This window comes from Mycobacterium sp. 852013-50091_SCH5140682, from assembly GCF_001665685.1.
Lineage (GTDB): Bacteria > Actinomycetota > Actinomycetes > Mycobacteriales > Mycobacteriaceae > Mycobacterium.
The window spans coordinates 105,965-128,634 of sequence record NZ_LZTB01000035.1; the positions used below are offsets into that span (position 1 = coordinate 105,965).

22 protein-coding genes and 1 pseudogene are annotated in these 22,670 nt (G+C 62.4%); 8 read left to right on the forward strand and 15 right to left on the reverse strand.

What is annotated here, in order from left to right; genetic code table 11:
• Positions 1–24: 24 nt before the first annotated feature.
• Both A5784_RS11370 and A5784_RS11375 read right to left on the reverse strand, forming a co-directional pair.
• On the reverse strand, positions 25–1,551 hold the full coding sequence (locus tag A5784_RS11370) for a GMC family oxidoreductase (RefSeq protein ID WP_064944997.1): 1,527 nt from the start codon (positions 1,549–1,551) through the stop codon (positions 25–27).
• Between the two features lie 85 nt (positions 1,552–1,636).
• Positions 1,637–2,494 (reverse strand): PaaI family thioesterase, encoded by an 858-nt coding sequence (locus tag A5784_RS11375; protein WP_082944777.1) that lies wholly within the window; start codon positions 2,492–2,494, stop codon positions 1,637–1,639.
• A 225-nt stretch (positions 2,495–2,719) separates the two neighbouring features.
• Here A5784_RS11375 and A5784_RS11380 point away from each other — a divergent pair, with 225 nt between their 5' ends.
• Complete coding sequence (locus A5784_RS11380; protein WP_502687508.1) at positions 2,720–3,220, forward strand: pyridoxamine 5'-phosphate oxidase family protein; 501 nt, start codon at positions 2,720–2,722, stop codon at positions 3,218–3,220.
• A gap of 10 nt (positions 3,221–3,230) precedes the next feature.
• On the opposite strand, the gene A5784_RS39630 is transcribed toward A5784_RS11380, so the two are convergent.
• The 4 genes from A5784_RS39630 to A5784_RS11400 are packed head-to-tail and all read right to left on the reverse strand — an operon-like array spanning position 3,231 to position 5,448.
• On the reverse strand, positions 3,231–3,626 hold the full coding sequence (locus A5784_RS39630; RefSeq protein WP_197514703.1) for an FAD-dependent oxidoreductase: 396 nt from the start codon (positions 3,624–3,626) through the stop codon (positions 3,231–3,233).
• Positions 3,627–3,636: 10 nt separating this feature from the next.
• Positions 3,637–4,518 carry a protoporphyrinogen/coproporphyrinogen oxidase gene (locus A5784_RS11390; RefSeq protein WP_156750504.1) on the reverse strand — a complete coding sequence of 294 codons (882 nt, stop codon included), beginning with the start codon at positions 4,516–4,518 and terminating at the stop codon, positions 3,637–3,639.
• A gap of 52 nt (positions 4,519–4,570) precedes the next feature.
• The gene (locus A5784_RS11395; RefSeq protein WP_064945121.1) at positions 4,571–4,840 is read right to left on the reverse strand and encodes a cytochrome C oxidase subunit IV family protein; all 270 of its coding nucleotides are present in this window, start codon (positions 4,838–4,840) and stop codon (positions 4,571–4,573) included.
• Positions 4,840–5,448 (reverse strand): cytochrome c oxidase subunit 3, encoded by a 609-nt coding sequence (locus A5784_RS11400; RefSeq protein WP_064945002.1) that lies wholly within the window; start codon positions 5,446–5,448, stop codon positions 4,840–4,842. The genes A5784_RS11395 and A5784_RS11400 overlap by 1 nt, the downstream gene beginning before the upstream one ends.
• A 157-nt stretch (positions 5,449–5,605) precedes the next feature.
• Between A5784_RS11400 and A5784_RS11405 the strand changes: the two genes are divergently transcribed.
• The 6 genes and pseudogenes from A5784_RS11405 to A5784_RS11430 all read left to right on the forward strand — a co-directional run bounded on the left by A5784_RS11405 (position 5,606) and on the right by A5784_RS11430 (position 11,271).
• Positions 5,606–6,760, forward strand: coding sequence for an acyl-CoA dehydrogenase family protein (locus A5784_RS11405; protein WP_064945003.1), 1,155 nt, complete (start codon positions 5,606–5,608; stop codon positions 6,758–6,760).
• 266 nt (positions 6,761–7,026) lie between these two features.
• A pseudogene (locus tag A5784_RS39835) lies at positions 7,027–7,479 on the forward strand (phosphotransferase); the annotation flags it as partial.
• A gap of 350 nt (positions 7,480–7,829) precedes the next feature.
• On the forward strand, positions 7,830–8,183 hold the full coding sequence (locus tag A5784_RS39130; RefSeq protein ID WP_232006011.1) for a hypothetical protein: 354 nt from the start codon (positions 7,830–7,832) through the stop codon (positions 8,181–8,183).
• A gap of 55 nt (positions 8,184–8,238) precedes the next feature.
• Positions 8,239–8,889, forward strand: coding sequence for a TetR/AcrR family transcriptional regulator (locus tag A5784_RS39135; RefSeq protein ID WP_064945006.1), 651 nt, complete (start codon positions 8,239–8,241; stop codon positions 8,887–8,889).
• A gap of 77 nt (positions 8,890–8,966) precedes the next feature.
• The gene (locus A5784_RS11425) at positions 8,967–10,118 is read left to right on the forward strand and encodes an acetyl-CoA C-acetyltransferase (RefSeq protein ID WP_064945007.1); all 1,152 of its coding nucleotides are present in this window, start codon (positions 8,967–8,969) and stop codon (positions 10,116–10,118) included.
• 1 nt (position 10,119) lies between these two features.
• Positions 10,120–11,271, forward strand: a complete 1,152-nt coding sequence (locus A5784_RS11430) for an acyl-CoA dehydrogenase family protein (RefSeq protein ID WP_064945008.1) — start codon at positions 10,120–10,122, stop codon at positions 11,269–11,271.
• A 196-nt stretch (positions 11,272–11,467) separates the two neighbouring features.
• On the opposite strand, the gene A5784_RS11435 is transcribed toward A5784_RS11430, so the two are convergent.
• From A5784_RS11435 to A5784_RS11475, 9 genes are all read right to left on the reverse strand, one after another.
• Entirely contained in the window at positions 11,468–12,640 is a 1,173-nt protein-coding gene (locus A5784_RS11435; protein ID WP_064945122.1) for an acetyl-CoA hydrolase/transferase C-terminal domain-containing protein, read from the reverse strand.
• 23 nt (positions 12,641–12,663) lie between these two features.
• On the reverse strand, positions 12,664–14,256 hold the full coding sequence (locus A5784_RS11440) for an FAD-dependent oxidoreductase (RefSeq protein WP_064945009.1): 1,593 nt from the start codon (positions 14,254–14,256) through the stop codon (positions 12,664–12,666).
• 71 nt (positions 14,257–14,327) lie between these two features.
• Positions 14,328–14,513, reverse strand: coding sequence for a ferredoxin (locus A5784_RS11445; protein WP_064945010.1), 186 nt, complete (start codon positions 14,511–14,513; stop codon positions 14,328–14,330).
• Positions 14,513–15,913, reverse strand: coding sequence for an aldehyde dehydrogenase family protein (locus tag A5784_RS11450; protein ID WP_064945011.1), 1,401 nt, complete (start codon positions 15,911–15,913; stop codon positions 14,513–14,515). Before A5784_RS11450 ends, A5784_RS11445 begins: the two co-directional genes overlap by 1 nt.
• Positions 15,914–15,922: 9 nt before the next feature.
• Positions 15,923–16,714: a coniferyl-alcohol dehydrogenase gene (locus A5784_RS11455; RefSeq protein WP_064945012.1), complete on the reverse strand. Its 792-nt coding sequence runs from the start codon at positions 16,712–16,714 to the stop codon at positions 15,923–15,925.
• A 13-nt stretch (positions 16,715–16,727) separates the two neighbouring features.
• A complete protein-coding gene (locus A5784_RS11460; RefSeq protein WP_064945013.1) occupies positions 16,728–17,987 on the reverse strand; it encodes a cytochrome P450 in 1,260 nt (419 codons plus the stop codon).
• Positions 17,987–19,522: an acyl-CoA synthetase gene (locus A5784_RS11465; protein WP_064945014.1), complete on the reverse strand. Its 1,536-nt coding sequence runs from the start codon at positions 19,520–19,522 to the stop codon at positions 17,987–17,989. The genes A5784_RS11460 and A5784_RS11465 overlap by 1 nt, the downstream gene beginning before the upstream one ends.
• A 2-nt stretch (positions 19,523–19,524) precedes the next feature.
• The gene (locus tag A5784_RS11470) at positions 19,525–19,929 is read right to left on the reverse strand and encodes an SCP2 sterol-binding domain-containing protein (protein WP_064945015.1); all 405 of its coding nucleotides are present in this window, start codon (positions 19,927–19,929) and stop codon (positions 19,525–19,527) included.
• A gap of 265 nt (positions 19,930–20,194) precedes the next feature.
• Positions 20,195–20,905: a hypothetical protein gene (locus A5784_RS11475; RefSeq protein ID WP_232006012.1), complete on the reverse strand. Its 711-nt coding sequence runs from the start codon at positions 20,903–20,905 to the stop codon at positions 20,195–20,197.
• A gap of 390 nt (positions 20,906–21,295) precedes the next feature.
• On the opposite strand from A5784_RS11475, the gene A5784_RS11480 reads away from it, so the two are divergent.
• On the forward strand, positions 21,296–22,669 hold the full coding sequence (locus A5784_RS11480) for a flavin-containing monooxygenase (RefSeq protein ID WP_064945016.1): 1,374 nt from the start codon (positions 21,296–21,298) through the stop codon (positions 22,667–22,669).
• Position 22,670: the final 1 nt, after the last annotated feature.

The following is a 22,670-nucleotide window of genomic DNA, read 5'->3' on the forward strand; positions in this document are numbered from 1 at the left end:
CTGCCGAAAATCAGACCATCGATTTCACAGGTGATCAGACAGAATCAGATCGCTCGCACGGTGCGCGATCATCATGGTCGGAGCGTTCGTGTTGCCTGATGTCAGCGTCGGCATGACCGAAGCATCCACCACTCTCAGCCGTTCGATGCCATTCACCCGCAGCGTTGTATCCACCACCGAAGCATCGTCCGTGCCCATTCGGCAGGTTCCGACTGCGTGGTAGATGCTGCTCTCCGCCTTCGCCAGCCACGCCTTGTCGATCGGCGCGCCACCGTCGAGACGTTCTCCGGCGAGCCCACGCATCGCGGCCTGCGATTCAATCAGGTCACGGGTCAGCGCAACCCCATCGGTCAACTGGCGCACATCGTCAGCGCAACTGAGCCTGGCGAATTCGATCGCCGGTCGTCCGGCACGCAAGCCCACGCGGCCCCGCGCTTCAGGACGCAACAACACCGTGTACACGGTGAACGCGTCAGACCGCTTCAACGACGCGCGCCCACGAATCGGGTCAAGTTCGTATCGGACTGGGGTGATGGCAATTTGGAGATCCTCGGTGAACAGCTGCGCCTCAAACGGGGTTGTCGTCAGCGGACCTGTTCCACTCCGGGCAAGGGAATTGAATCCCTTCACGATATCTATCGGCCCCAGAGTGTTGATCGTGGGCACCTTCGACTCCCAGTGCTGAGCCACGACGAGGTGATCCTGAAAGTTTTCACCTACACCAGCCAGATTCAGCACTGAGCCTTCTGGACCGATACCAGACCGTAGTAGCAGTGCCGCACTGCCGATGGCTCCAGCGCTCAGAATGACTTCCTGGCGGGCCCATAGGGTGCGCCCATCCTCACATTCGACCCCGATAGCGCGACCCGACTTGACCAACACCCTGGCAACCCTGGTATTCGTGATCAGGCGTGGCCGCGAAACTCGTTCCTGCCCCCGAAGATAGCCGTGGGCTGACGAAGAACGAAGACCCCGTTTCTGATTGACCTGACACCGCGCAACGCCGAGTTGCCTGCGTCCGTTCTGATCAAGGTTGCGACTGTGCCCCGCTTCGACAGCCGCTTCGATGAACGCATCGTCAAGAACATGACGATGGCCGCACCAGGAGACGTTCACCGGCCCTGAGTCACCGCGATATTCGTCGGCCCCACCGACCCAGTTTTCGATCGCCTTGAAATACGGCAGCACATCGGCACTGGCCCAACCACTTGCGCCACTGGACGCCCAAGCGTCGAAGTCCGAGGCGCGCCCACGGTTGAACACCATGGCGTTGATGGAACCGCTACCACCAACGATGCGCCCCCCGGCAAAGGCACTCGCCAAACCGCTCTTGCTGGTGTCGGCCACCACGGGATAGCGCCAGTTCGCCGTGGCAAAGAGCGACATGATGCCGAAAGGCACGCGTACATCCGGTCGTCGATCCGTCCCACCGGCCTCGACGAGCAGGACGCTGGCCCCCGCAGAGGCCAGGCGGGATGCGACAATCGATCCTGCCGATCCGGCCCCAACCACAATATATTCGGCGTCTCGGTCATCTAATTCACGCTTCATCAATGGGCTCTTCCACAGATCTGACGGACGGCAACCGGATTGGGCCGCAGCTCACGGGGACATCAGGCTTCGCGGCTTCACCTGGTCACTTCGTCGCAGGTTGAAGCCGGCTCGTTGCAGTCACCGTGGCTACTGTGCACAGCTCGCCCCGACCGCCGCGGCCGAGCACTTCCACAACCGCCGAGGACCTGCCGACGTGATGAAGGCGGGCGGTCGCGACGAACGGCGCATCGGCTACGACCGGACGCAAGTAGCTGGTGTGCACATGCGCAGTGGACAGGGTGGGATTGCGCGCGCGGACCGCCTCTGCTGCCGCCAGCTCGGAGACACATGCCGACACACCGCCGTGCAGAATGCCGAATCCGTTCACCCAGTTTCCCGGATTCAACAGGGCGATCTCGACACCGTCAGTGAGGTCGCGATGTTGGAGTCCGAGCACGGCGCTGGCGTCGAAGTCATCGTGGACGGCGGATGGCGCTGCCGCGGCGTCGGCCACCGGATCCTCGCCGGTAGCCGCCACATAGGCCGTCCTCGCGGTGCCTACCGCGACCAGTCTTCCTGCGGCCGTGGTGATTCGGCATTGCAAGAACGCGTCCGGGCCCCCGGTCACATCGACCGCTTCAGCGAACAGGACATCGGTCGACGGGAGGTCCCCGATGACGTCCAGGGACAACTCGGCGGTAAGCGACCATGTTCTCGGTGGGCGCCGCATATACGGGAGCTCTCCGAGAATGTGATCAGCCAGCACCGCCAAGGCGCCGACCCGTGGCCTCCCCTGCGGGTCACGCGCCCACGCCGGGGCAACGAACGCGCACCGATTGCCTCCGGCATCGGTAGGTGAGCAGTCACGAAGCCCGAACCGTGACTCAACCGTCCTCGAGTCCTCGATCATGCACCACGCGGCGCCGGCGGCAGTCTGACGCGCATCCTCAGCGATCGACATCGTCAGCCCCGTGCCAGAGGCCGAGTGGCGCGTACGTCATTTGCGGTGATCCCGATAGTCGATCATGACGTCCTCACTGAGAGTTGATGAGCGCCGGTATACACCACGTTGGCGCCTTGATAGAATTTATCGCAGATTCAAATTTTATACCAGGGCGAGTCGAGTGCATCGGCAACGCCTACCACCTGCGGTGGGTGCAGAAGTCCCGGGACACGGGTCGAACACATGCGAACACAGCACAAGGAGGTCGCGATGCACGTGCAACGACGACGACGTTCTATTGCCATGCACCCCAACGAGATCGACGAGTTTCTCGCCGTCCAGCGAACCTGCAGAGTCGGCACAGTCACCACCACCGGCCACCCTCATGTGACGCCATTGTGGTTCACCTGGGACGGATCCACACTGTGGCTGTATTCCATCGTAGACAGTCAGCGCTGGACGGACCTTGCGCGTAATCAGCGGATCGCGGCCGTCGTCGACACCGGCGAGGCTTACGGCGAGCTTCGAGGCGTTGAGATCACTGGTACCACCAACGTGGTCGGCGAGGTTCCACGTATCGGCGAACCCCATCAAGCACTCGTTGAACCAGAACGTCTGTTCGCCGAAAAGTACTTCTCGGGTGCGGATTTCGTCAACGACGGACGGCACGGCTGGCTCCGTATCACGCCCACGAAAATCACGAGCTGGGACTTCCGCAAACTCGGCGACCACGCCGCTCGATAGCCTGGGGGCGCTACCCGCTCAACAGCCGCCGAGCTGCACGATCGCCACTGACCACCGCAGTCTCCACCCCCAAGTGAGCAAGGTAGTCACCTGCGATAGCCACGCGCGCCGGCATGGTGTCTCTGAGCTGCATCATCGCGCAGTAGTGGCCCGGAGGGCAGATGGCAAGGGCCCGGTCAGAGGTGAACACCTCCGCCTCAGGCTCGGGGAAGTCCTTGCCCAACGTTTCAGCGACATGTCGCAGCGCCGTATCGATGAGTTCGTCGTTGGTGAGATCCTGCGTTGCCCTGCTCGAGAAATACGAGTTGGTCATACAGGCTCCAGGCGGTACCAAACGCGACGACGCAGACGACTTCACAATCGTGCCCAACAACGGGCGCGGACCAATGCCGATCGGCAGGATCATCTCAAATTTGTTACCTGGCCAGGGGGTTACGGCGCCAGCGCAGGTTGACATGGGCCATCGATGCGTACCGGGCTGAATTGAGAGCCTGTACCGTGGCGGGTTCCAGAACAGTTTCGAGCAGCTGGGCGGCGCGGCGGGCGTCGGTTGCGACGACCACTCCCTCGACATGCAGCACCGACGCGTCTGCGGTTACGATTTTTACGCCGTCGCGGCCACTCTCGATGCCGGTGACCTCGGCGCCGAGCCGGACGTCGATGCCGCGCGTCAATGCGCAACAGACACTGCCCATCCCCTCCCGCGACAGGAAGAACTTGGCCCGGTGTGCGCGCTTCATGACGCCCTGCAGATACGGCACCGACAGCTCTCGACAATCGGTGCCGAAGGACGGCTCGATCAACGGCCGAACAAGGCATTCGAACAGCGGATCGCCGAGTCGGCGACGCGCCCAGGCCTCCATGTTCTCGCCTTTGTCGAACTGCGCCAGGCTGTCGGTTTCAAACGGCTCAGGGGCCGGGCTCAGGATCGACTGTGCCGCCCGCACCGTCAACCGGGCTTTGTCACGCAGCGTCAGCATAGGTATCTTGAAAAACGAAGGCATGTAGTCGTATTGGACCGGGTGAAGACTGCGTCCATCCCAGAGTCCGGCGAGCGGCGGCGACCACGGCTCCAGCAGATTCTGCGCGCCACTGTCGTTCAGTAGTTCGATGCATTTCGCGTAGGAGTTGAGCATGTAGATCGCCCCGACCTCGACTCCGAAGCCGTCCCGTTGGACAGTCCTGGTGCGACCACCAAGGTTGTCCGATGCCTCGAACAGGACGACGTCATGTCCCGCGCGCTTGAGCACGAAGGCGGCCGCGCTACCCGCGGCTCCCCCACCTACCACTGCGAACATGAACTCTCCATTCTCGTCCTGAATCACGTTGTCCCATATGCACGCACCGCTGCTATGCGTAGAGATAGAGCCCAATCAAGAGGCCGGCGACCACCACGTTCCACACGCCGAACACTGCCTTCAGGGCCGGCGGCGCATCCCGGATCTCCATGAAGTACCTTCCGACGAAATGCACTTTGGCGAAGGCGATCACGATGATGCTGATGGCCGCGTAGCGCTGCGGCAATTCATGCCCGACCCCGAGGGTCCACGACGCCAGCGTCGCAGCGACAAGGACGAACCAGACGATGGTAATGCGGTCACGCACAAGAGTTGTCAGCATCATTTCACCAAGTAGAGGAGCGGGAAGATCACAATCCAGAGCAGATCGACCATGTGCCAGAAACACGCGGCACCTTCCAGATAGCCCTGCTCACGCCCGTCCAAGGCCGGCTTGCGAGTCAGCTTGACAACCAACCCGAGCAGCACCAGACCGATGGCGACGTGAAACAGGTGCAGCCCGGTCATCACGTAGAAGTACATGAAGAACTGGTTGGTCGCCGGCACCACCCCATGCGAAATCTTCAGACCATATTCGATGGCTTTGTTGATCACGAAGATCACACCGCACGCCATGGCCCCGTAGGTGAGCCAGCGGGCCAATTGGTGGGCACTCTGCCTCACGGCGCGGACTGCGGTGACCACCAACAGCGAACTGGTCAACAACACCAGTGTGTTGACCACCCCGAAAGTCTGGTTCAGCTTGAGCTGAGATGTGTTGAAGAGGGCTGGATCCTGGCCGCGGTAATACAGGTACACGCTGAACAGCAACGCGAATACGGTCATGTCGCCAAAGAGGAATACCCAGACACCTTCCTCCGCGGGAAGCCGCCCCTTAGGCTGCGTCTTCTTCCGGGTGGCGGCGGACGGCTGTGTCCGCGCCGATGTCATCGTGCCTCCGTAGCCGACATGAGCGTCCCGGGAAGCGCGTCGGCGCGGTCGCTGATCGTCGCGGTACAGGTCTTCAAGGCCAGGACACCCCTTCATCGTCGATGTGGGTCACAGAAAATAATTTAACATAAAATAAAAACAACGGTAGGGTGCTTTCATGCACAATCAGCTCAGCGATGAAGAGATCCTGCTCGTCGAGACCGTACGGTCCTTCATCGACCGCGAGGTCAAACCAACCGTGCGCGACGTGGAGCACGCGAACGAATATCCCGAGCGCTGGATCGACCAGATGAAGCAGATCGGGATCTACGGGCTGGCGGTGCCAGAGGCCTATGGCGGCAGCCCGGTGTCGATGCCCTGCTATGCGCAGGTGACTCAGGAACTGGCTCGCGGCTGGATGAGTCTGGCCGGAGCAATGGGCGGGCACACCGTGGTGGCCAAACTGCTCACGCTGTTCGGCACCGAAGAACAGAAGCAGAAATACCTGCCCAAGATGGCCACCGGTGAGATCCGCGCCACCATGGCGCTCACCGAGCCCGGGGGCGGGTCGGACCTGCAAGCCATGACCACCGTCGCGAGAACCGACGGGACGGATCTGGTGATCACCGGCGCCAAGACCTGGATTTCCAATGCCCGCCGCTCGGATCTCATCGCCCTTCTGTGTAAGACCGACCCGACCGCAGTGCCCAAACACAAAGGCATCTCCATCGTGCTGGTCGAGCACGGGCCGGGTCTGACCGTCTCGCGTGACCTGCCCAAGCTGGGCTACAAGGGCGTCGAATCCTGCGAGCTGGCGTTCGACGACTACCGCATCGGTGTGTCAGCGATCCTGGGTACCGAACCGGGCAGGGGTTTCGCGCAGATGATGAAGGGCCTGGAGACCGGCCGCATCCAGGTGGCCTCCCGGGCGCTTGGGGTGGCCACCGCCGCGCTGGATGACTCACTGGCCTACGCCCAGCAGCGCGAGAGCTTCGGCCAGCCAATCTGGAAGCACCAGTCGATCGGCAACTATCTGGCCGATATGGCCACCAAGCTGACCGCGGCTCGGCAGCTCACCTGGTATGCCGCCGAACGCTACGACAGCGGGGAACGCTGCGACATGGAAGCCGGGATGGCCAAATTGTTCGCTTCCGAGGTGGCGATGGAGCTCGCACTGAATGCCGTGCGCATCCACGGTGGCTACGGCTATTCCACCGAGTACGACGTCGAACGCTATTTTCGCGACGCCCCGCTGATGATCGTGGGCGAAGGCACCAATGAGATCCAGCGCAACGTCATCGCGTCGCAGCTGGTCTCCCGCGGCGGGATCTGAACGCCGTGACCGACAGCGCGGTCGATCGCCCTGCCACCGACACCCGCTGGGACGGCCTGGAGAATCCCTGGCCGCAGCTGTTCGACTGGGTGGAAAGCGAAACCGGGGGTCGCATTCTCGAGTGGAAGCGACAAGCCCGGTGGCGACCGTCCTGGTTCCTCACCGTGGAGATCGACGGTGAAGCTCACCGCCTCTACGCCCGCTGCCAGCGCGAAGAATCAATGCCCTGGACCCGCACGCTCTCGTTGCGGCGCGAGTACGACATCATGCGGGTATTGCACGACGAAGGGGTCGCCGTGCCCGCTCCCCTGGCGTTCTGCGAGGAACCCGAGGCGATACTCATGGCGTCGGTCGACGGGCGGGACCGTTTCGACGAACGTGACGATGAGCGGGTTCGCGGCGCAGTGATCGCCGACTACGTCGAGAGGCTCGCTGGTGCCCATCGAGTAGGAACCGGCGCTTTCGAGGCGATCGGCCTGTCCAAACCGGCAACACCACAGGACGTCGGGTACATGGGATTCGGGCTGTCCGAGCAGTGGTATCGCGAAGTCAAACCGGGTCCGGATCCGGCCATCGAATTCATCATCGGCTGGCTGCACCGACACGTTCCGCTTCACCGGGACGTGGTGTCTTGGATCCATTTCGACGCTGGGCAGTTCTTGCACGCCGAGGGACGCGTTACCGCGTTGATGGACGTCGAATTCAGCTGCCTGGGCGATCCACTGGCCGACCTCGGCGCGATGCGGATGCGCGACACTGCACAGCCGATCGGGGATCTGACCCATGCCTTCACGGTCTACGCGAAGGCAAGTGGTCAGCCAATCGACCGGCAGGTCGTCAATTTCCATGCCGTCAGATTCGCACTGCTCACCGCGATGCTCTCGGCGGGTACCCGCGCGAATCCTCCGGCCGAGTTCGATCTCGCCCAGTGGCAGGCATGGTCGCTCATGTCACTGACGATCTGCTTGGAAATCATCGCCGAAGAGAGCGAATTTCAACTCGCTCCCCCGCAGCGCTCACATATCCGAGAATCCGCAACGCCGGCGCACACCTTGCCGTGCAGCGCATCGTGGACGACCTACTCGCCAACGAGAACATCGACAGCTACCTCGCGTTCCGCCTCCGTGTCGTACGCGACCTGCTACCAGGATTGCAACGCAGCGCGCAGGCGATGCCGTACGTGGACGCGTTGGACCAGGCCGAGGCGGACGAACTGCTCGGCTTCGCCCCCCGGGACTGGATTCAGACCGATCAGGATCTGGAGGACTTCGTCTCGCATCACGGCGCCACCTGTGAGGCCGAGGTCGCGCGCCTGCTGGCCCGGCGCGTACGCCGGCAGATCGACCTCATCACGCCCGGCATGCGCGACGTCCGCGGCTTCCGCGTGCAACCGATCAACTGGGCGGCGATACCCTCGACATGAGGCCGTTTCGACCACGCACTCGATCATGACTGGGTGGCGCTCATATCATCTACCGATGCCCTCCAAGCTGTCAGCGTCCGGTTCCGACGACACAAAAGCCAAAAGGACGCGCACGCGCATCCTCAACGCTGCCGCCCAGGTTCTCAGCGTCAAGGGCTACGCCGGTACCCGACTGACCGATATCGCTGACGAAGCCGAACTCCAAGCGCCGGCGATCTATTACTATTTCAAATCCCGTGAGGACCTCATCGAAGAGGTCATGTTCTGCGGGATCAGCGATTTGCGGAAGTATCTGCAGGAGGCGCTCGATGCCCTGCCGCCGGAAACGGCTCCGATGGACCGCATCATGACTGCGGTTGAGTCGCACCTGCGGCACGAGCTCGAGTTGTCCGACTATGCGCGGGCCTCGATCCGCAATTCGGGGCAGATCCCCGAGCATCTAAAAACTCGGCAAAAGAAGGAAGAGGCCGCCTACGACCGGATCTGGCGCGGATTGATGAAGGACGCTGCGGCCGACGGTCAGATCCGCGACGATCTGAATCCGCCGCTGGCCCAGGCACTGGTGCTCGGCGCCCTCAACTGGTCGGCCGAATGGTGGCATCCCCGGCGAGGCTCCGTCGAGACCATGGTGTCCAACGCGCAGGTATTCGTTAAGCACAGCCTCAGTCCGTCCCCCAAGCCGCAGCGTTCCCGACGACGTCGCTGAGTACCCGGAGCTCGTCCCTGTGATCCTGTGCGGGGACTCCACTAACAGCATTTTTGATTCTATGTTAAATTATTTTCATGACTGAGGCTTATATCGTTGACGCCACCCGCACCGCCGTGGGCAGGCGCAAAGGTGGTTTTGCAGACGCACATCCGGCCGATATGGCCGCACACGTGATCAAGACGGTGGTGGAACGCCATGACATCGATCCGGCGGCCATCGACGACGTCATCCTGGGATGTCTCGACAACATCGGCTCCCAGGCCGGAGATATCGCACGAACCGCTGCATTGGCGGCCGGCCTTCCCGAGTCCGTCCCCGGCGTGACTATCGACCGCCAGTGCGGATCTGCCCAGCAGGCAGTACATTTCGCCGCACAGGCAGTGATGAGTGGCACGTCGGACCTCATCGTGGCCGGCGGTGTGCAGAAGATGAGCCAGTTCCCGATCCTGAGTGCGTTCGCCGCTGGCGAACCGTTCGGATCGACCGATCCCTGGACCGGATGCGAAGGCTGGCGAGCTCGTTACGGCGACCAGGAAATCTCGCAGTTCCGCGGGGCCGAGATGATCGCGGATCAATGGAAGCTCAGCCGCGAAGACAACGAACGCTTCGCGCTGTCCAGCCATCAGCGCGCGCTCACCGCGATAGCCGAAGGCCGCTTCACCCGCGAGATCACCGAGTACGCCGGAGTCAGCGTCGACGAGGGCCCGCGCGCGGACACCTCGCTGGAGAAGATGGCAACGCTTCCGACACTCGTCGAAGGTGGTGTGCTGACTGCCGCAGTCGCCAGTCAAATCTCCGACGGTGCCGCTGCCTTGCTGGTCGCCTCCAAGTCCGCCGTCGATCGGTTCGGTCTGACCCCCCGCGCACGCATTCACCACATCTCGGTCCGCGGCGCGGACCCCGTCATGATGCTGACTGCGCCGATTCCGGCCACCCAGCATGCGCTCAAGCGCACCGGCCTGTCCATCGATGACATCGACACCGTGGAAATCAACGAGGCTTTCGCGCCCGTCGTGCTGGCGTGGCTGGCCGAACTGGGCGCCGATCCCGCGAAGGTCAACCCCAACGGCGGCGCCATCGCCCTGGGGCACCCGATCGGTTGCACCGGTGCGCGGTTGATGACGTCCATGCTGCACGAATTGGAACGCACAGGTGGCCGATTCGGTCTGCAGACCATGTGCGAAGGCGGCGGACAGGCCAACGTCACGATCATCGAGCGGCTGTAGCATGCAGCGCTCACTATACGGAGCCGACCACGAAGCCTACCGGGAAACCGTGCGAGAGTTCCTTACCCGCGAAGTTGTTCCCCATCAACATGATTGGGATCGTGACCGCTGGATTGACCGGTCGGTTTTCGCCCGCGCGGCGAAGTCCGGCATCTATGCGCTACAGATCCCCGAAGAGTACGGCGGGGCCAGCGAACCCGACTACCGGTTCCGGATGGTGGTCTGCGAGGAGATCGCCCGGATCAACGCCTTGTCCTTTGGTCTCACCATCAGCCTGCAGGACGATCTTGTCCTGCACTATCTGCTGGATCTGACCAACGACGAGCAGAAGTCGCGGTGGCTCCCCGGATTCGCCGCCGGCGAGGTGATCGGCGCGCTGGCGATGACGGAGCCCGGCGCAGGAAGCGACCTTCGCGGCATGCGCACCACCGCACGCCGCGAAGGCGATCATTGGATCCTCAACGGGCAGAAGACATTCATCTCCAGCGGAATAATGTCCGACGTTGTTGTGGTCGCCGCGAAGACCGACCCAGAGGGCGGATCGCGAGCGTTCAGCCTGTTCGTCGTCGAGCGCGACACGCCTGGGTTCGAGCGCGGGCGCAAGCTCGACAAAGTTGGCCTGCCCGCCCAGGACACCTCGGAACTCTACTTCCGCGATGCGGTCGTTCCCGCGCAGAATCTTCTGGGCGAGGCCGGTCGTGGATTGCAGTATCTGATGAGCCACCTCCCGAGGGAGCGGCTCGGCGTAACCGCCAAGTCCATGGCCACCACACGGGCGATCTACAACATGACCGTCGAATACTGCCAGAGCCGCCAAGCGTTCGGTGGCCCGCTCACCGACAAACAGCATGTCCGGTTCGAATTGGCCGAGATGGCCACCGAAATCGACATCGCCGAGGCCTACACGGATCGAAGTGTGCTCGCCTACAACGCAGGTGAACTTACGCCGGTCGATGCCGCAAAGGGTAAGTGGTATCTCAGCGAACTGCAGAAGCGGGTGATCGACCGGTGCCTGCAGTTGCACGGCGGGTACGGATACATGCTCGAATACCCGGTGGCCCGTGCCTACTTGGATACTCGCATCCAGACGATTTACGGCGGCACTACCGAAATTATGAAAGAGATCATCGGCCGCGAAATCGCCGCCTCTTAGTTTCTGTCACCGCTGCGCGGGCCGAGTTGACACTCGGCCCGCGCGGCTGCATTCCAGGCGACCGCAGTGCACGTACCGCCCTGCCGGGCACAATGACTTTGGCGCCACAATGTTCACCTGACTCTTTACGTCGGCACAAGGAACCAAGCATCGATCGCGTTATGCAGCAGCATATTTCGCTGCGCCGTCCTGCGGGTCACGCAGCGAGCTGAAACAGCCCCTCGATCAGCTGACGCCGTTGGGTCCAGTCCGCCGACCGCAGATCGACATGACCCGCCTCGGTGACAATCACCTCGACGTCGTGTGCAGGCGTGGAAGCCGGTCGACTCAGCGCCTCGACAAGCGTTGACCGGCCGCGGAATTGTGCCGGAACAGCGATGATGGATAGTCCGGTCCGATTCAGCCGCGCGGCGGTGCAGTAATCCGGGTGCCCCCCGATTCCGCCGACCACTTTGTTTCCAACGCCCTCGACGTTGATCTGGCCGAACGGATCGATCTCGATGGCCGTGTTCACGGCGACGAACGGTGCACCCCGGGACAGCCGGGTGAGGTCATGACTGTGTTCGATGCCGCGCAGTATCGGCCGGCCGTCGGCCCACCGATACAGCTCCGCACTCCCGAACAGGTAGGTAGCCGACGGTTCGCCGATCAGGAGCCCCCGCCGCTCCAGGTCCATTACCGCGTCGGTGAGCAGTCCGGTGTCGATGGCCAGCGCCTTGGTGGAACGTTGTAGGAGTGCGGTTCCGAGCTGACCTGGCCCGTATTGCAGCCGGGCGCCCTCCGGGATGAGATCGAGTACCCGGTCGGCCAGAGCGTCGTGCAATGCCTCCGTTGACCTCGACGGCATATCCGCCGGAGCGTCTCCGGCACGGCCGATGATCGTCACACGATCCGGTGATAGCGGGGTTCCGGCGTACGCTGACGGGGCGTCCTCGTCGAGCACCGCCCAGACTGGGACACCGAGGTCGACCAGAGCCTGTTGCCAGGATACTTCGGTGCAGAACCGCAGGCCGTCTCCGCGCCGGGTCATCCGGGTGATGAGCGCATCGGGGCGCAAGTGAGAGCCCAGCAAGGCAGGTATGGCAGCCATACTGGTCGGCACCGCGCTCGTGGTCGGGCTCGACAGCAGCGCCCGAACACCCCAACCAGGCATGAGGGTGACTACTCCGGCGAATACCTCTGGCGTAATCCCCTGCGGAGCAACCGGACTCCACCCAAGAACCAGGGTGATACGCGAATCAGGGGGCGCGGCAGAACTCAGCGCCTCGCCGATCGACTGACCGTCATCGAGGATATTCACCGCTCCCACCCCATCGCCAAGCGCGATGACGAGATCCCGATCAGCGGTCTGACGCAGCAGGGCAGACATGTCCATCCGAGGCAGCCCAACCCCTAGGTTCCCAGACCCGCGGCAGCGAGAAGCGCCGCCCGGTCGACAACCTTCACTCGCGGACGTGACGCAGCAACTCCTTGCTCGCGTTCGGCGGCATCGATGAGGTGCCATCCCGCCAGGTCCACCACGTTCACACCGCGCGCGGTCAGCTCCACGGCGTTGAATCGTTCGTGCGATGCCGGGGTCGGCAGGGTGCCGGCCCGCGCATCGGCGAGCAGGTTGGTGACGGTCTCTCGTGCACACAACCGGTTGGTGCCGATGACACCTCGAGGCCCGCGTTTGATCCAGCCGGTGACGTACACCCCTGCTTCGGGTGCACCGTCGCGGATCACGCGACCGCCGTCGTTGGGGATCACCCCAGCAGCGTCGTCGAACGGCAAACCATCGATGGGCGTGCCGCGATAGCCGATCGACTTCAGAACCAGCGACGTGTCGATCGAGGTGATTCCCCGACCGTCCTCGACTTCCAGGGTGGCGACCCGATCGGTACCGGCGATGCGTACCGGACGGGTACCGAAACGCAGCACAATGCGCTTGTTGTCCAGCGTCGTCGACCGCTGCGCGTAGTCGGCGACGATGTCGAACTTCAAAGCGCGTTCCTGATCGTCGGGCCGCTCCCCCAGCTGTCCCTCGACTACCACGTCCACGCCCGGCAGCGAGCCGAGTGCCAACAGTTCGCCGACCGAGAACGCGCCGTCTGCTGCACCGCGGCGGCCCAAAACCACGACTTCACGCACGCCGCCAGCGGCCAGCTGATCCAAGGCGTGTTCGGCAATATCGGTGCCCGCCAGCTGATCTCGATCCATCATCAACACCCGGGCGGCGTCCAAGGCCACGTTACCGTTGCCGACGATCACCACCCGCGGGCCCGTCAGATCGAATCGCCTGTCGGCGTAGTCGGGATGCCCGTTGTACCAGTTCACGAACTCCGCGGCGCCGACGGTGCCGAGCAGTTCTTCACCCGCGATTCCGAGATCGCGGGTTCGGGAGGCGCCTACGGCGTAGATCACCGCGTCATGCGTGGCCATGAGTTGGTCGTGGGTTACGTCCTCACCGATGCCAACGTTGAAATAGCACGTGACGTTGGGGCTGGCGAGTGCCGTCTCGAACAGCTGTACCACATCCTTGGTGCGTTGGTGATCAGGCGCGACACCGAATCGAACCAAGCCGAATGGTGTTGGAAGTCTGTCAAAGACATCTACATGGACGCCGGTGATGCGCGCCAAATCGGCCACCGTGTAACACGCGGCTGGTCCGGCGCCCACCACAGCCACCCGCAGCACGTCCCGTCCTACAGCGGTCGGTGACCACTTGGCCGGGATCGGGCGGACGGCCAACGGTTCGGTGGCGAAGTGATTGGCGTTGATGGTCTTGAATCGCTGCTGCGATGGCGGGAGGTCATCCTCGTGGTAGATCGCGCCGACCGGGCAAACAGCAACGCATGCACCACAATCCACGCAGGTAGCTGGGTCGATGTAGAGCATCGGCGCGGCTGCCCCAGCTGGACCCGGTACGGGCCGGATGCAGTCGACGGGGCATACCGGGACGCAACTGGCGTCGGTGCAGCAGTTCTGGGTGATGACGAAGGCCATTGTTGTCTTGTGCTGCCTCTCCTGAGGTCTTCCGGGGTGTGTGAGTGCGTGCGAACCCGTGTCGACACCGATCAGTTGTCGATGGAGATCGCGCCGGTCGGGCAGTTGGAAACCGCCTCTTGGGCAACTGCGCGGTCCTCGTCCGCGTCACCGATCACGTGCGACTGCCCATCGTCTCCGATCTCGAAGACTGTCGGCGCTGTCATCTCGCAAAGTCCGATTCCGGAGCATTTGGTTGCGTCTACGCGGATCTTCATCAGAACACCCTTCTCATGATTTTCACGGCTCTGTCGGTGTACGGCGGGTAGGTCAGCCTGAGGTCCGGCCGAGCAGATTTGGCCAGTACGGCGCGGCGGTGGCTCAACGCCTCGAAGCCCCAGCGTCCGTGGTACTGGCCTATCCCGCTGGCACCGACACCGCCGAAGGGAAGCTGCGGAGCCAGACAGTGCATTGCAATGTGATTGATCACGGCACCACCGGATGGAATCTGATCGATGATATCCCGTCCCACACGCTGTGATCCGGTGAAGACGTATAGCGCCAAAGGCTTTGGACGTGAGTTCACGAACTCGACTGAAGCCTGCACCGATTCGACACTCAGAATGGGCAGTATCGGTCCAAAGATTTCGTCAGCCATCACCGAGTCCGTCGGCGCCGGATCCCGGATAACCGTCGGCTCGATACTCAGCGTTTCGGAATCACCGTGACCACCGGCCACGATCGTGCCACTGGTGGCGTCGATCAACGCGGTGAGCCGATCGAACTGCCGCTGATTGACGATGCGCTGCCCGCCGCCGGCTTCGTCGGATCGGAACGCTGCGATGGACGCAACAACCTTGTCAGTGAAGGCACCTGCGACGGTGCGGTCCACCAACACGTAATCGGGTGCAATGCAGGTCTGCCCGGAGTTCATGAGCTTTACCCATGCGACACGGCGTGCAGCGACGTCAAGGTCAGCATCCGCGGTGACAAGGACCGGGCTTTTTCCTCCGAGTTCGAGCGTGACCGGTGTCAGCGTCGGCGCTGCAGCTGCCATGATCTTGCGGCCGATCTCGGTACCGCCGGTGAACAGCACGTGATCGAATCCCTGCGCGATCAGGCTCTGGGTGGTTCCACCATCACCTTCGATGACCCTAACTGCTTCGCTGTCAAGGTATTTGGGCACGATCTCGGACAGCAGCTGCGAGGTGGCCGGGGCCAGCTCAGAAGGCTTGAGCACGGCGCAGTTGCCTGCCGATATCGCCGCAACCAGCGGAGCGATGCTCAGATAGAACGGGTAGTTCCACGGACCGATGACCAGCACCACGCCCAGTGGGTCGTACTGCACCCACCCCCGACCGGGCAACTGCGCGAGTGGCAGGGGAGTACGACTTCGCCGTACCCATTTTCTGAGGTGCCTACGTGCGTAGGTCGCCTCGCCCTTGGTCGAAGCGATGTCCCCGAGCCACGCTTCCACCGGTGGGCGGCCCAAGTCCTTGGCCAACGCCCCGGCGATCGCTGACTCTTGCTCATCGCACAACGATTCGATGGCCGCCAACTGCTCCAGGCGCCACCGCAACGGTTTGGTGCGCCCGGTTGCGAACACGCGTCGCAAACCAGGCAGGGCGTCAACGTCCGCGGCGCTCGACGGAGCATCGGTTGCTGCATTCACCGTCATTGGGGATCCTCAGAACTCGGGCTTGGGAACCACGCCGCTACTCACTGCACCGGTGATGCCACCATCGACTGCGAGGGCCTGGCCGTTCACCCACCGGGCGGCATCCGAGGCCAGGAACAGGACCACCGAAGCTACGTCGCCGGGATCGGCGTGACGGCCCAAAAGCTCCTTGACTCCGTCGAGTGTGTCTTTGCCCATCGATTGCTCGAAGTCGGCCAGAATGGGAGTCTCTACCGGGCCGGGCAGAACGGCGTTGATCCGAAAGCCCATCTGCGCCAATGCCAAGCCCATCGATTGGGTGTAGACGGTGGTCACTTCTTTCGAAAAGTTGTAGGCATTCCCCGACTGCGGGTTGGCCTTGAACCAGGCTGCGCCTTCCTCGAAAGTATCGGTGGCCAGCACATCGCGAATAGTGTCGAGGCGCTCGGGCCACCCGAATCCCGCGGTAGAGGACACAATGGTGATCGATCCACCCGGTGTCAGTCGCTCGAAGAATGCCTCGCTGATGTGCCGAACGGCGAGGCTGTTGACGGCGAAGACCAGATCGGCCGGCGCCGTTCCCGGGATTCCGGCGACGTTCATCAGCCCGTCGTAGGGTCCGTCGAGGCTCTCCAACGCGGCGTCGATACTGCGGGGGTTCGCCAGGTCTACTTCGATGTGACGGGTGACTTGCGCCCGCGGCTGGTTTCGGTCGAGGCTGGTCACCTCGGCTCCGCCGGCCAACAGCTGCTCGGCTACGGCGTGGCCGATGCCGGAGGCGGCCCCGGTGACTACATAGTGTTTGCCTGAAAACTCGGTCATCGTGTTCCTCCGGTCAGTCGAGGGTGTAAGGCAGAGATTTGACGGCGTGCACGAAGTTCCCGGTCAGGAATTCCGGCTCACCGACGCGCAGAGTCGGAGCACGCTGAATCAGCTCCCGGAAGATCGCTTCGAGCTGCATCTTGGCGAGGAAGGCTCCCATGCAGAAGTGCGGCCCACCGCCACCGAATCCCATGTGTCCATTGGGTTCCCGGGTGATGTCGAACTCATAGGGGTTGGCGAAGACGCGCTCATCCCGGTTGCCCGAGGAGTACATCAGCAGCACCCACTCACCTTCACGAACCAGTTGTCCGCACAGTTCGGTGTCCTGGGTCGCGGTCCTGCGGAAGGTCATGACGGGGCTGGCCCATCGCACGAATTCCTCGATGGCGAGCTTGATGTGGGCATCGAAGTCACGTTCCAGCAGTGACCGCTGCTGCGGGAACTGCTGCAGCGCCATCGTGGTGAGAGTGACGGTGTTGCGGGTGGTGTCGTTGCCGGCCACGGACAACAGCACGAAGAACGCACCGAGTTCCTCGTCAGTGAGTCGGCGACCGTCGATCTCCGCTTGAACCAACATCGACATCAGATCCGAAGTAGGGTGTGCACGCCGTTGCTCGGCGAGTTCGAGTCCTGCGGTGAGCATCCCGACCAGAGATTCGTTGAGCACTTCCCCCGGTTCACGGCCGGCGGCCACATCGGCATCAGCCCAGGACACCATGCCGTCGGCATGGTGGGCGGCCTCATCGCGGTATTCCTCGGGCAGGCCGACCATCTCGTAGATCGTCCACATGGGTAGCCGTTTGGATACCTGCTCCACGAAGTCACCGCTGCGTGTGGAGAGCAAATCGGTCACGATCGTCGCTGCCTGGACCTTGATCTGGTCCTGGATCTTGGCGACTTGGCGCGGAGTGAAGACCGAACTGATCAGCCGGCGAAGAGTGGAGTGTTGCGCACCGTCCATCGCCAGGAAGGATTGCGCGGCATCCAGAATATCCTCGGGCACCGCCTCGATCATGACTCCCTGCCCGGAGCAGAACAGCTGCGGATTCTTGCTGACGTAGGCGATGTCCTGGTGACGTGTCACCGCCCAGAGTCCGTCGATTTCGGCTTCGATCAGCGCACCTTCGATCGGCGCATGCCAGCTGAGCGGCCGCTCGTCGCGCAGGATCTTGAAGGATTGTTCGCGTTCCTCGGCTGTGGCCGACCAGAAGCTCAAGGGAGAGATACTGACAGGATCATATGGCCGTGCGGGCATCAGGGTCTGAGTGTTCATCAGTGTGCCTCCACATATCGTTGTTGGAGTTGACGTTTGGCCAACTTCCCAGTGGCCAGCCGCGGCAGCGCCTCGACGAAGGCGACGCTGCGCGGCGCTTTGTAATGCGCGATCCGTTCGCGCACGTAATCGATGAGCTCGGCCGCGAGATCATCGCTACCGAACCATCCATCGCGTAGTTCGACGACGGCCTTGACCTGTTCGCCCATCTCGGGGTGGGGAACGCCGATGACCGCGACATCGGAAACCTTGGGGTGCAGCGCCAGCACGTTTTCGATCTCTTGGGGGTAGATGTTCACCCCACCGGAGATGATCATGAACGCCTTGCGGTCTGTCAGGAACAGATAGCCATCCTCGTCGAGATAACCCATGTCACCCACGGTCGACCAGTTATCGTGCCCGGGGTGGCGTGCGCTGGCTGTCTTTTCGGGATCGTTGTGGTATTCGAACGGAGCCTGGTCACGTTCGAAGTAGACGGTCCCAACTTGCCCGGTTCCGACTTCGACACCTTCGTCGTCGCACACATGCAGAGTGCCCAGCACCGCTCGGCCGACCGAACCTCGCTTCGACAGCCATTCAGTGGTGGTGACAACGGTGACGCCGTGGCCTTCGGTAGCGCCGTAATATTCGACCAGAGTTGGTCCCCACCAGTCGATCATCGCTTGCTTGACGTCTGGCGGACACGGAGCCGCGGCGTGCACCGCCAGCCGCAACGATGACGTATCGAACGAATGCCGCACACGGTCGGGCAGTTGCAGCATTCGGATGAACATGGTGGGCACCATCTGCGTCACTGTGATGCGGTGGCGCTGGATGGCGGCCAGGGCGGCGGTAGCGTCGAACTTCTCCATCAATACGACGGTGCCGCCAAGAGCGTGTACGCCTCCGCACCATTTCAGAGGTGCGGCGTGGTACACCGGTGCCGGCGATAGGTAACGATCCTCGGCGGTGATGCCGAAAGCGTGGGCCAGCATGCCGACGAGCGGTTCACCGGGCTCATCCACCTGGATGTCGAGGAGAACGGGCTTGATCCCCTTCGGACGACCAGTCGTCCCCGACGAGTAGAGCATTTCCGTGCCGCGGGGCTGATCCTGCAGAGGCTGGAAGCCATCATCGATCAGCACGTCATAAGGCCGGTGACCAGCGATGTCGCCGCCGAAGGAATACCGGTGAGCTATATCCGGTGTCAGCGTCACGATCTCTTCAGCCAGATCGCACACCCCGGCTGAGGCGAACAGCACCTGCGCCCCGCAATCTGTGACGATGTAAGCCGCCTCATCTGCCGCGAGATGCCAGTTGACGGCGGTGATGTAGAGGCCAGACCGGATAGCCGCCCAATACACCTCGAACGCCTCGGGGGTGTTGTCGGACAGCAACGCGATCACGTCTCCGCGGCGCAGGCCCAAGCCGTGTAGAGCGCTCGCGATCGACGTCGAGTTTCGCTCCAGTTCGCCGTAGGTCAGGATGCGGCCGGACTCAGCCATGATTACGGCCGGCCTTTCCGGAGCTGCGGAAGCGTGGATTCCCGGGAACATCGTCAGGCCAGCAGATCGTCGCGGCCGTCGGCCTTCAGACGCTCAATATAGGGCGGATAGAGTTTCTTGCCGAGCGGGGCCAACTTGAGCAGACTGGCAACATTTCCGTCGACCTTGATCTTCTTCTTGGCCATCGCCAGCGGCAGGTTCACCTTGCCCTGCCAGTAAGCGTTGCCCGTGTCGGCGGTCATCGACATAGTGGCCATGGGTTGCGCTCCCCCTTCGAGGCCTTCCTGCACGGTCTTGTTTGCCATGTCGATCAGCACGACGGCCTCGGGGTCCGTGAAATCGAACGCGACCACAAGGCCGGTGGCTTCGAGCTTGGGACCGATCTCGGGATCATCGAATGCGGCCTCGAAAATGCCGCCAATGTACTTCGTGACCTCGGCCGAACTGGCGAACCCCATCGTTCTCCTTAATTTATATTTGATTCAAAACTGCAGATGGGCCACACTGACTCGCCCTCTGAGACCATGGTCACACCCATCCCGCCATAAGTCAACTTATGCCGTGAGGTCCGTGGCACTTCTCATTGCATCGGCCCGCCGCCGGTCATGACTCTTCCGAGCACGCTCATCCATTGCAGGACAACATATCTGACGATATGCGGCACGACCATGCCAACCTTCCGTCCTAGATGCCCCGCAGCAGTACCGCAAGTCCGGCTCCCCATCAGACCGCCGCGGCCGGACGTGGGGACTCCGTCGTGTCGACGTCCTTCAGTGCCGCGGATCGCAACACCAACCCCATGCCAACAAGGAAGACACTGTAGGTAGTCAGCGCGAGCCAGAAGACGAACACACCTCGCCAGGAGAACGGCCCGCCGTGGAAGAAGAAGGCCAAGGGGTCAGGGAGGAACGACGCGGCAATCCAGAAGTTCATGTAGCCGACCCACCGCGGCAGGGTCGCTTTCGGGTCACGAAGGATTGCTGTGCCGATGGCGATGTTTTGGATGATGAACGGCGCGATCGGCGTGATGAACACCAGCCAAGCGATGTCATTGAGGGTGACCGTCAGTTCCGGATTGCGATCGGGCCGGAAGGCGATGACGGCCATCAACAACATCGGCAAGAACAACAGCAGGCCAGTCGCCGCCCCTGTCACCAGCTGAACGAAGGTAAGGATCGGGTGACGCCCCTCGATCCGTAGCATCCGGTAGCCGATCAACCCAATCAGCGGAAAGGCCAGGCAGATGCCGAGCTGCGCGATCACGAGGCCGAACAACACCCGAGTGTCGTTGCTGTAGAAGTTCACGACCTCTTCAGTCGTACTGGACGATCCCAACGGAATGGGAAGAATTCCGGCGATTAGCCACCCACACAACGTGATGATCACCGTGCCGGGCCCACACCATGCACAGATCAGCTGGATACGACGTGCCATGACCAACCCCAATCCTTCGAATATCACTTAAATTCTGCTCGAAGATAGGACTCGGAAGTGCAGGATGGCAAGGGGAAGGCAGGACCAATACTGCGATCACACCCGGCGTACCCGAGCTGCCGATGCTGCCCTACCGACCCCAGAGAGTCGAGCATATTTCCTCAATTATGCCTCTTCATCAGAGTTTTCCGACCAACCTCAATCGCCGCCGGGCGGACTCGCTGCGACGGACCGAAGGCGAGGATGCGCACCCGCGCGCCACGCGCAGCCGGATGTAGCAAAGAATCGATTTTTCGATAAAAAAATCCTTCGCGAATCTTGACTTGTGTCAGGATTGCGGCCTACCGTCAGTGCTGCGCGTGATCCGCGACACATCATCCGAGGAGTGAAATGCACAGCACACCCCGCACCGCAATCATCGGTGCCGGCATCAGCGGACTGACCACCGCGAAGAACCTCCACGACGCAGGCGTGGCGTTCGACTGTTTCGAATCCTCCGACCGGGTCGGAGGGAACTGGGCCTTTCGCAACCCCAACGGACACTCCAGCTCCTACCGCTCACTGCACATCGATACATCACGTGACCTGTTGTGCTTCAAAGACTTCCCGATGGATTCCAGCCTGCCGGATTACCCGCACCACTCCCAGATCAAGGACTACCTGGACGACTACACCGACGCCTTCGGCCTGCGCGAACACATCCACTTCAACACCGCGGTGCAGCGGGCGCACCGCTTTCCCGGCGGCGGCTGGCAGCTCGAAACCAACGATGGACAAACCCGTCTCTACGACGCCCTGGTGGTGGCAAACGGCCATCACTGGGATCCCCGTTTCCCGGAGTTCCCGGGCGAGTTCAGCGGCGAGGTGATCCACTCACATGCCTATATCGATCCCACCGAGCCCTTGAATCTCAAGGGAAAGCGCATCGTCGTTGTCGGGATCGGCAACTCGTCGGCCGACATCGTCTCCGAACTCTCGCAGAAGTCCTGGCAGAACACCGTCTATCTGTCCACGCGATCGGGGGCGTGGGTCGTTCCCAAGTACATCTTCGGCATGACCTCAGACAAGATCGCCCGGACGCTGCCGCTGATTCCACTGTCCTGGCAGCGCCGGGTGATGCGTCCCGTACCGCGGTTGCTCTTCGGCAATCCGGAGCATTACGGACTGCCCACGCCGAATCACAACTTCCTGGAAGCACATCCGACGCAGTCGGCCGAACTACTGATGCGCCTCGGTGCCGGAGACGCAAAAGTCAAGGCCAACATCGAGCGCCTCGATGGCGACACCGTGCACTTCGTGGACGGAACCTCGGTTCAGGCCGACGTGATCATCTACGCCACGGGCTACAACATCACGTTCCCATTCTTTGAACCAAGCTTTCTCAGCGCACCCGACAATCGGCTGCCGCTGTACAAACGCATGCTCAAACCTGGACTCGATGACCTCGTCTTCGTCGGGTTCGCGCAAGCGCTGCCCACCCTGTTCCCGTTCGTCGAATGTCAGGCCCGCATGGCAGCGGCCTACTTGGCCGGAACGTACCGGCCGCCGACGATCGCCGAGATGCACAAGATCATCACCGCCGACGAGCGCAAATACATCGGGCACTTCGCCGACCGCCCGCGGCACACCCAACAGGTCGATTACTTCGACTACGAGCGTGACATGCGCAAACGGGAGCTGCCCGCGGGCGCGCGTCGTGTCCAGAATCTGGGCCCGGTACAGCTCACCGGGCGCGTTCCGGAGGCCACCACCAATGTCGGCTGAC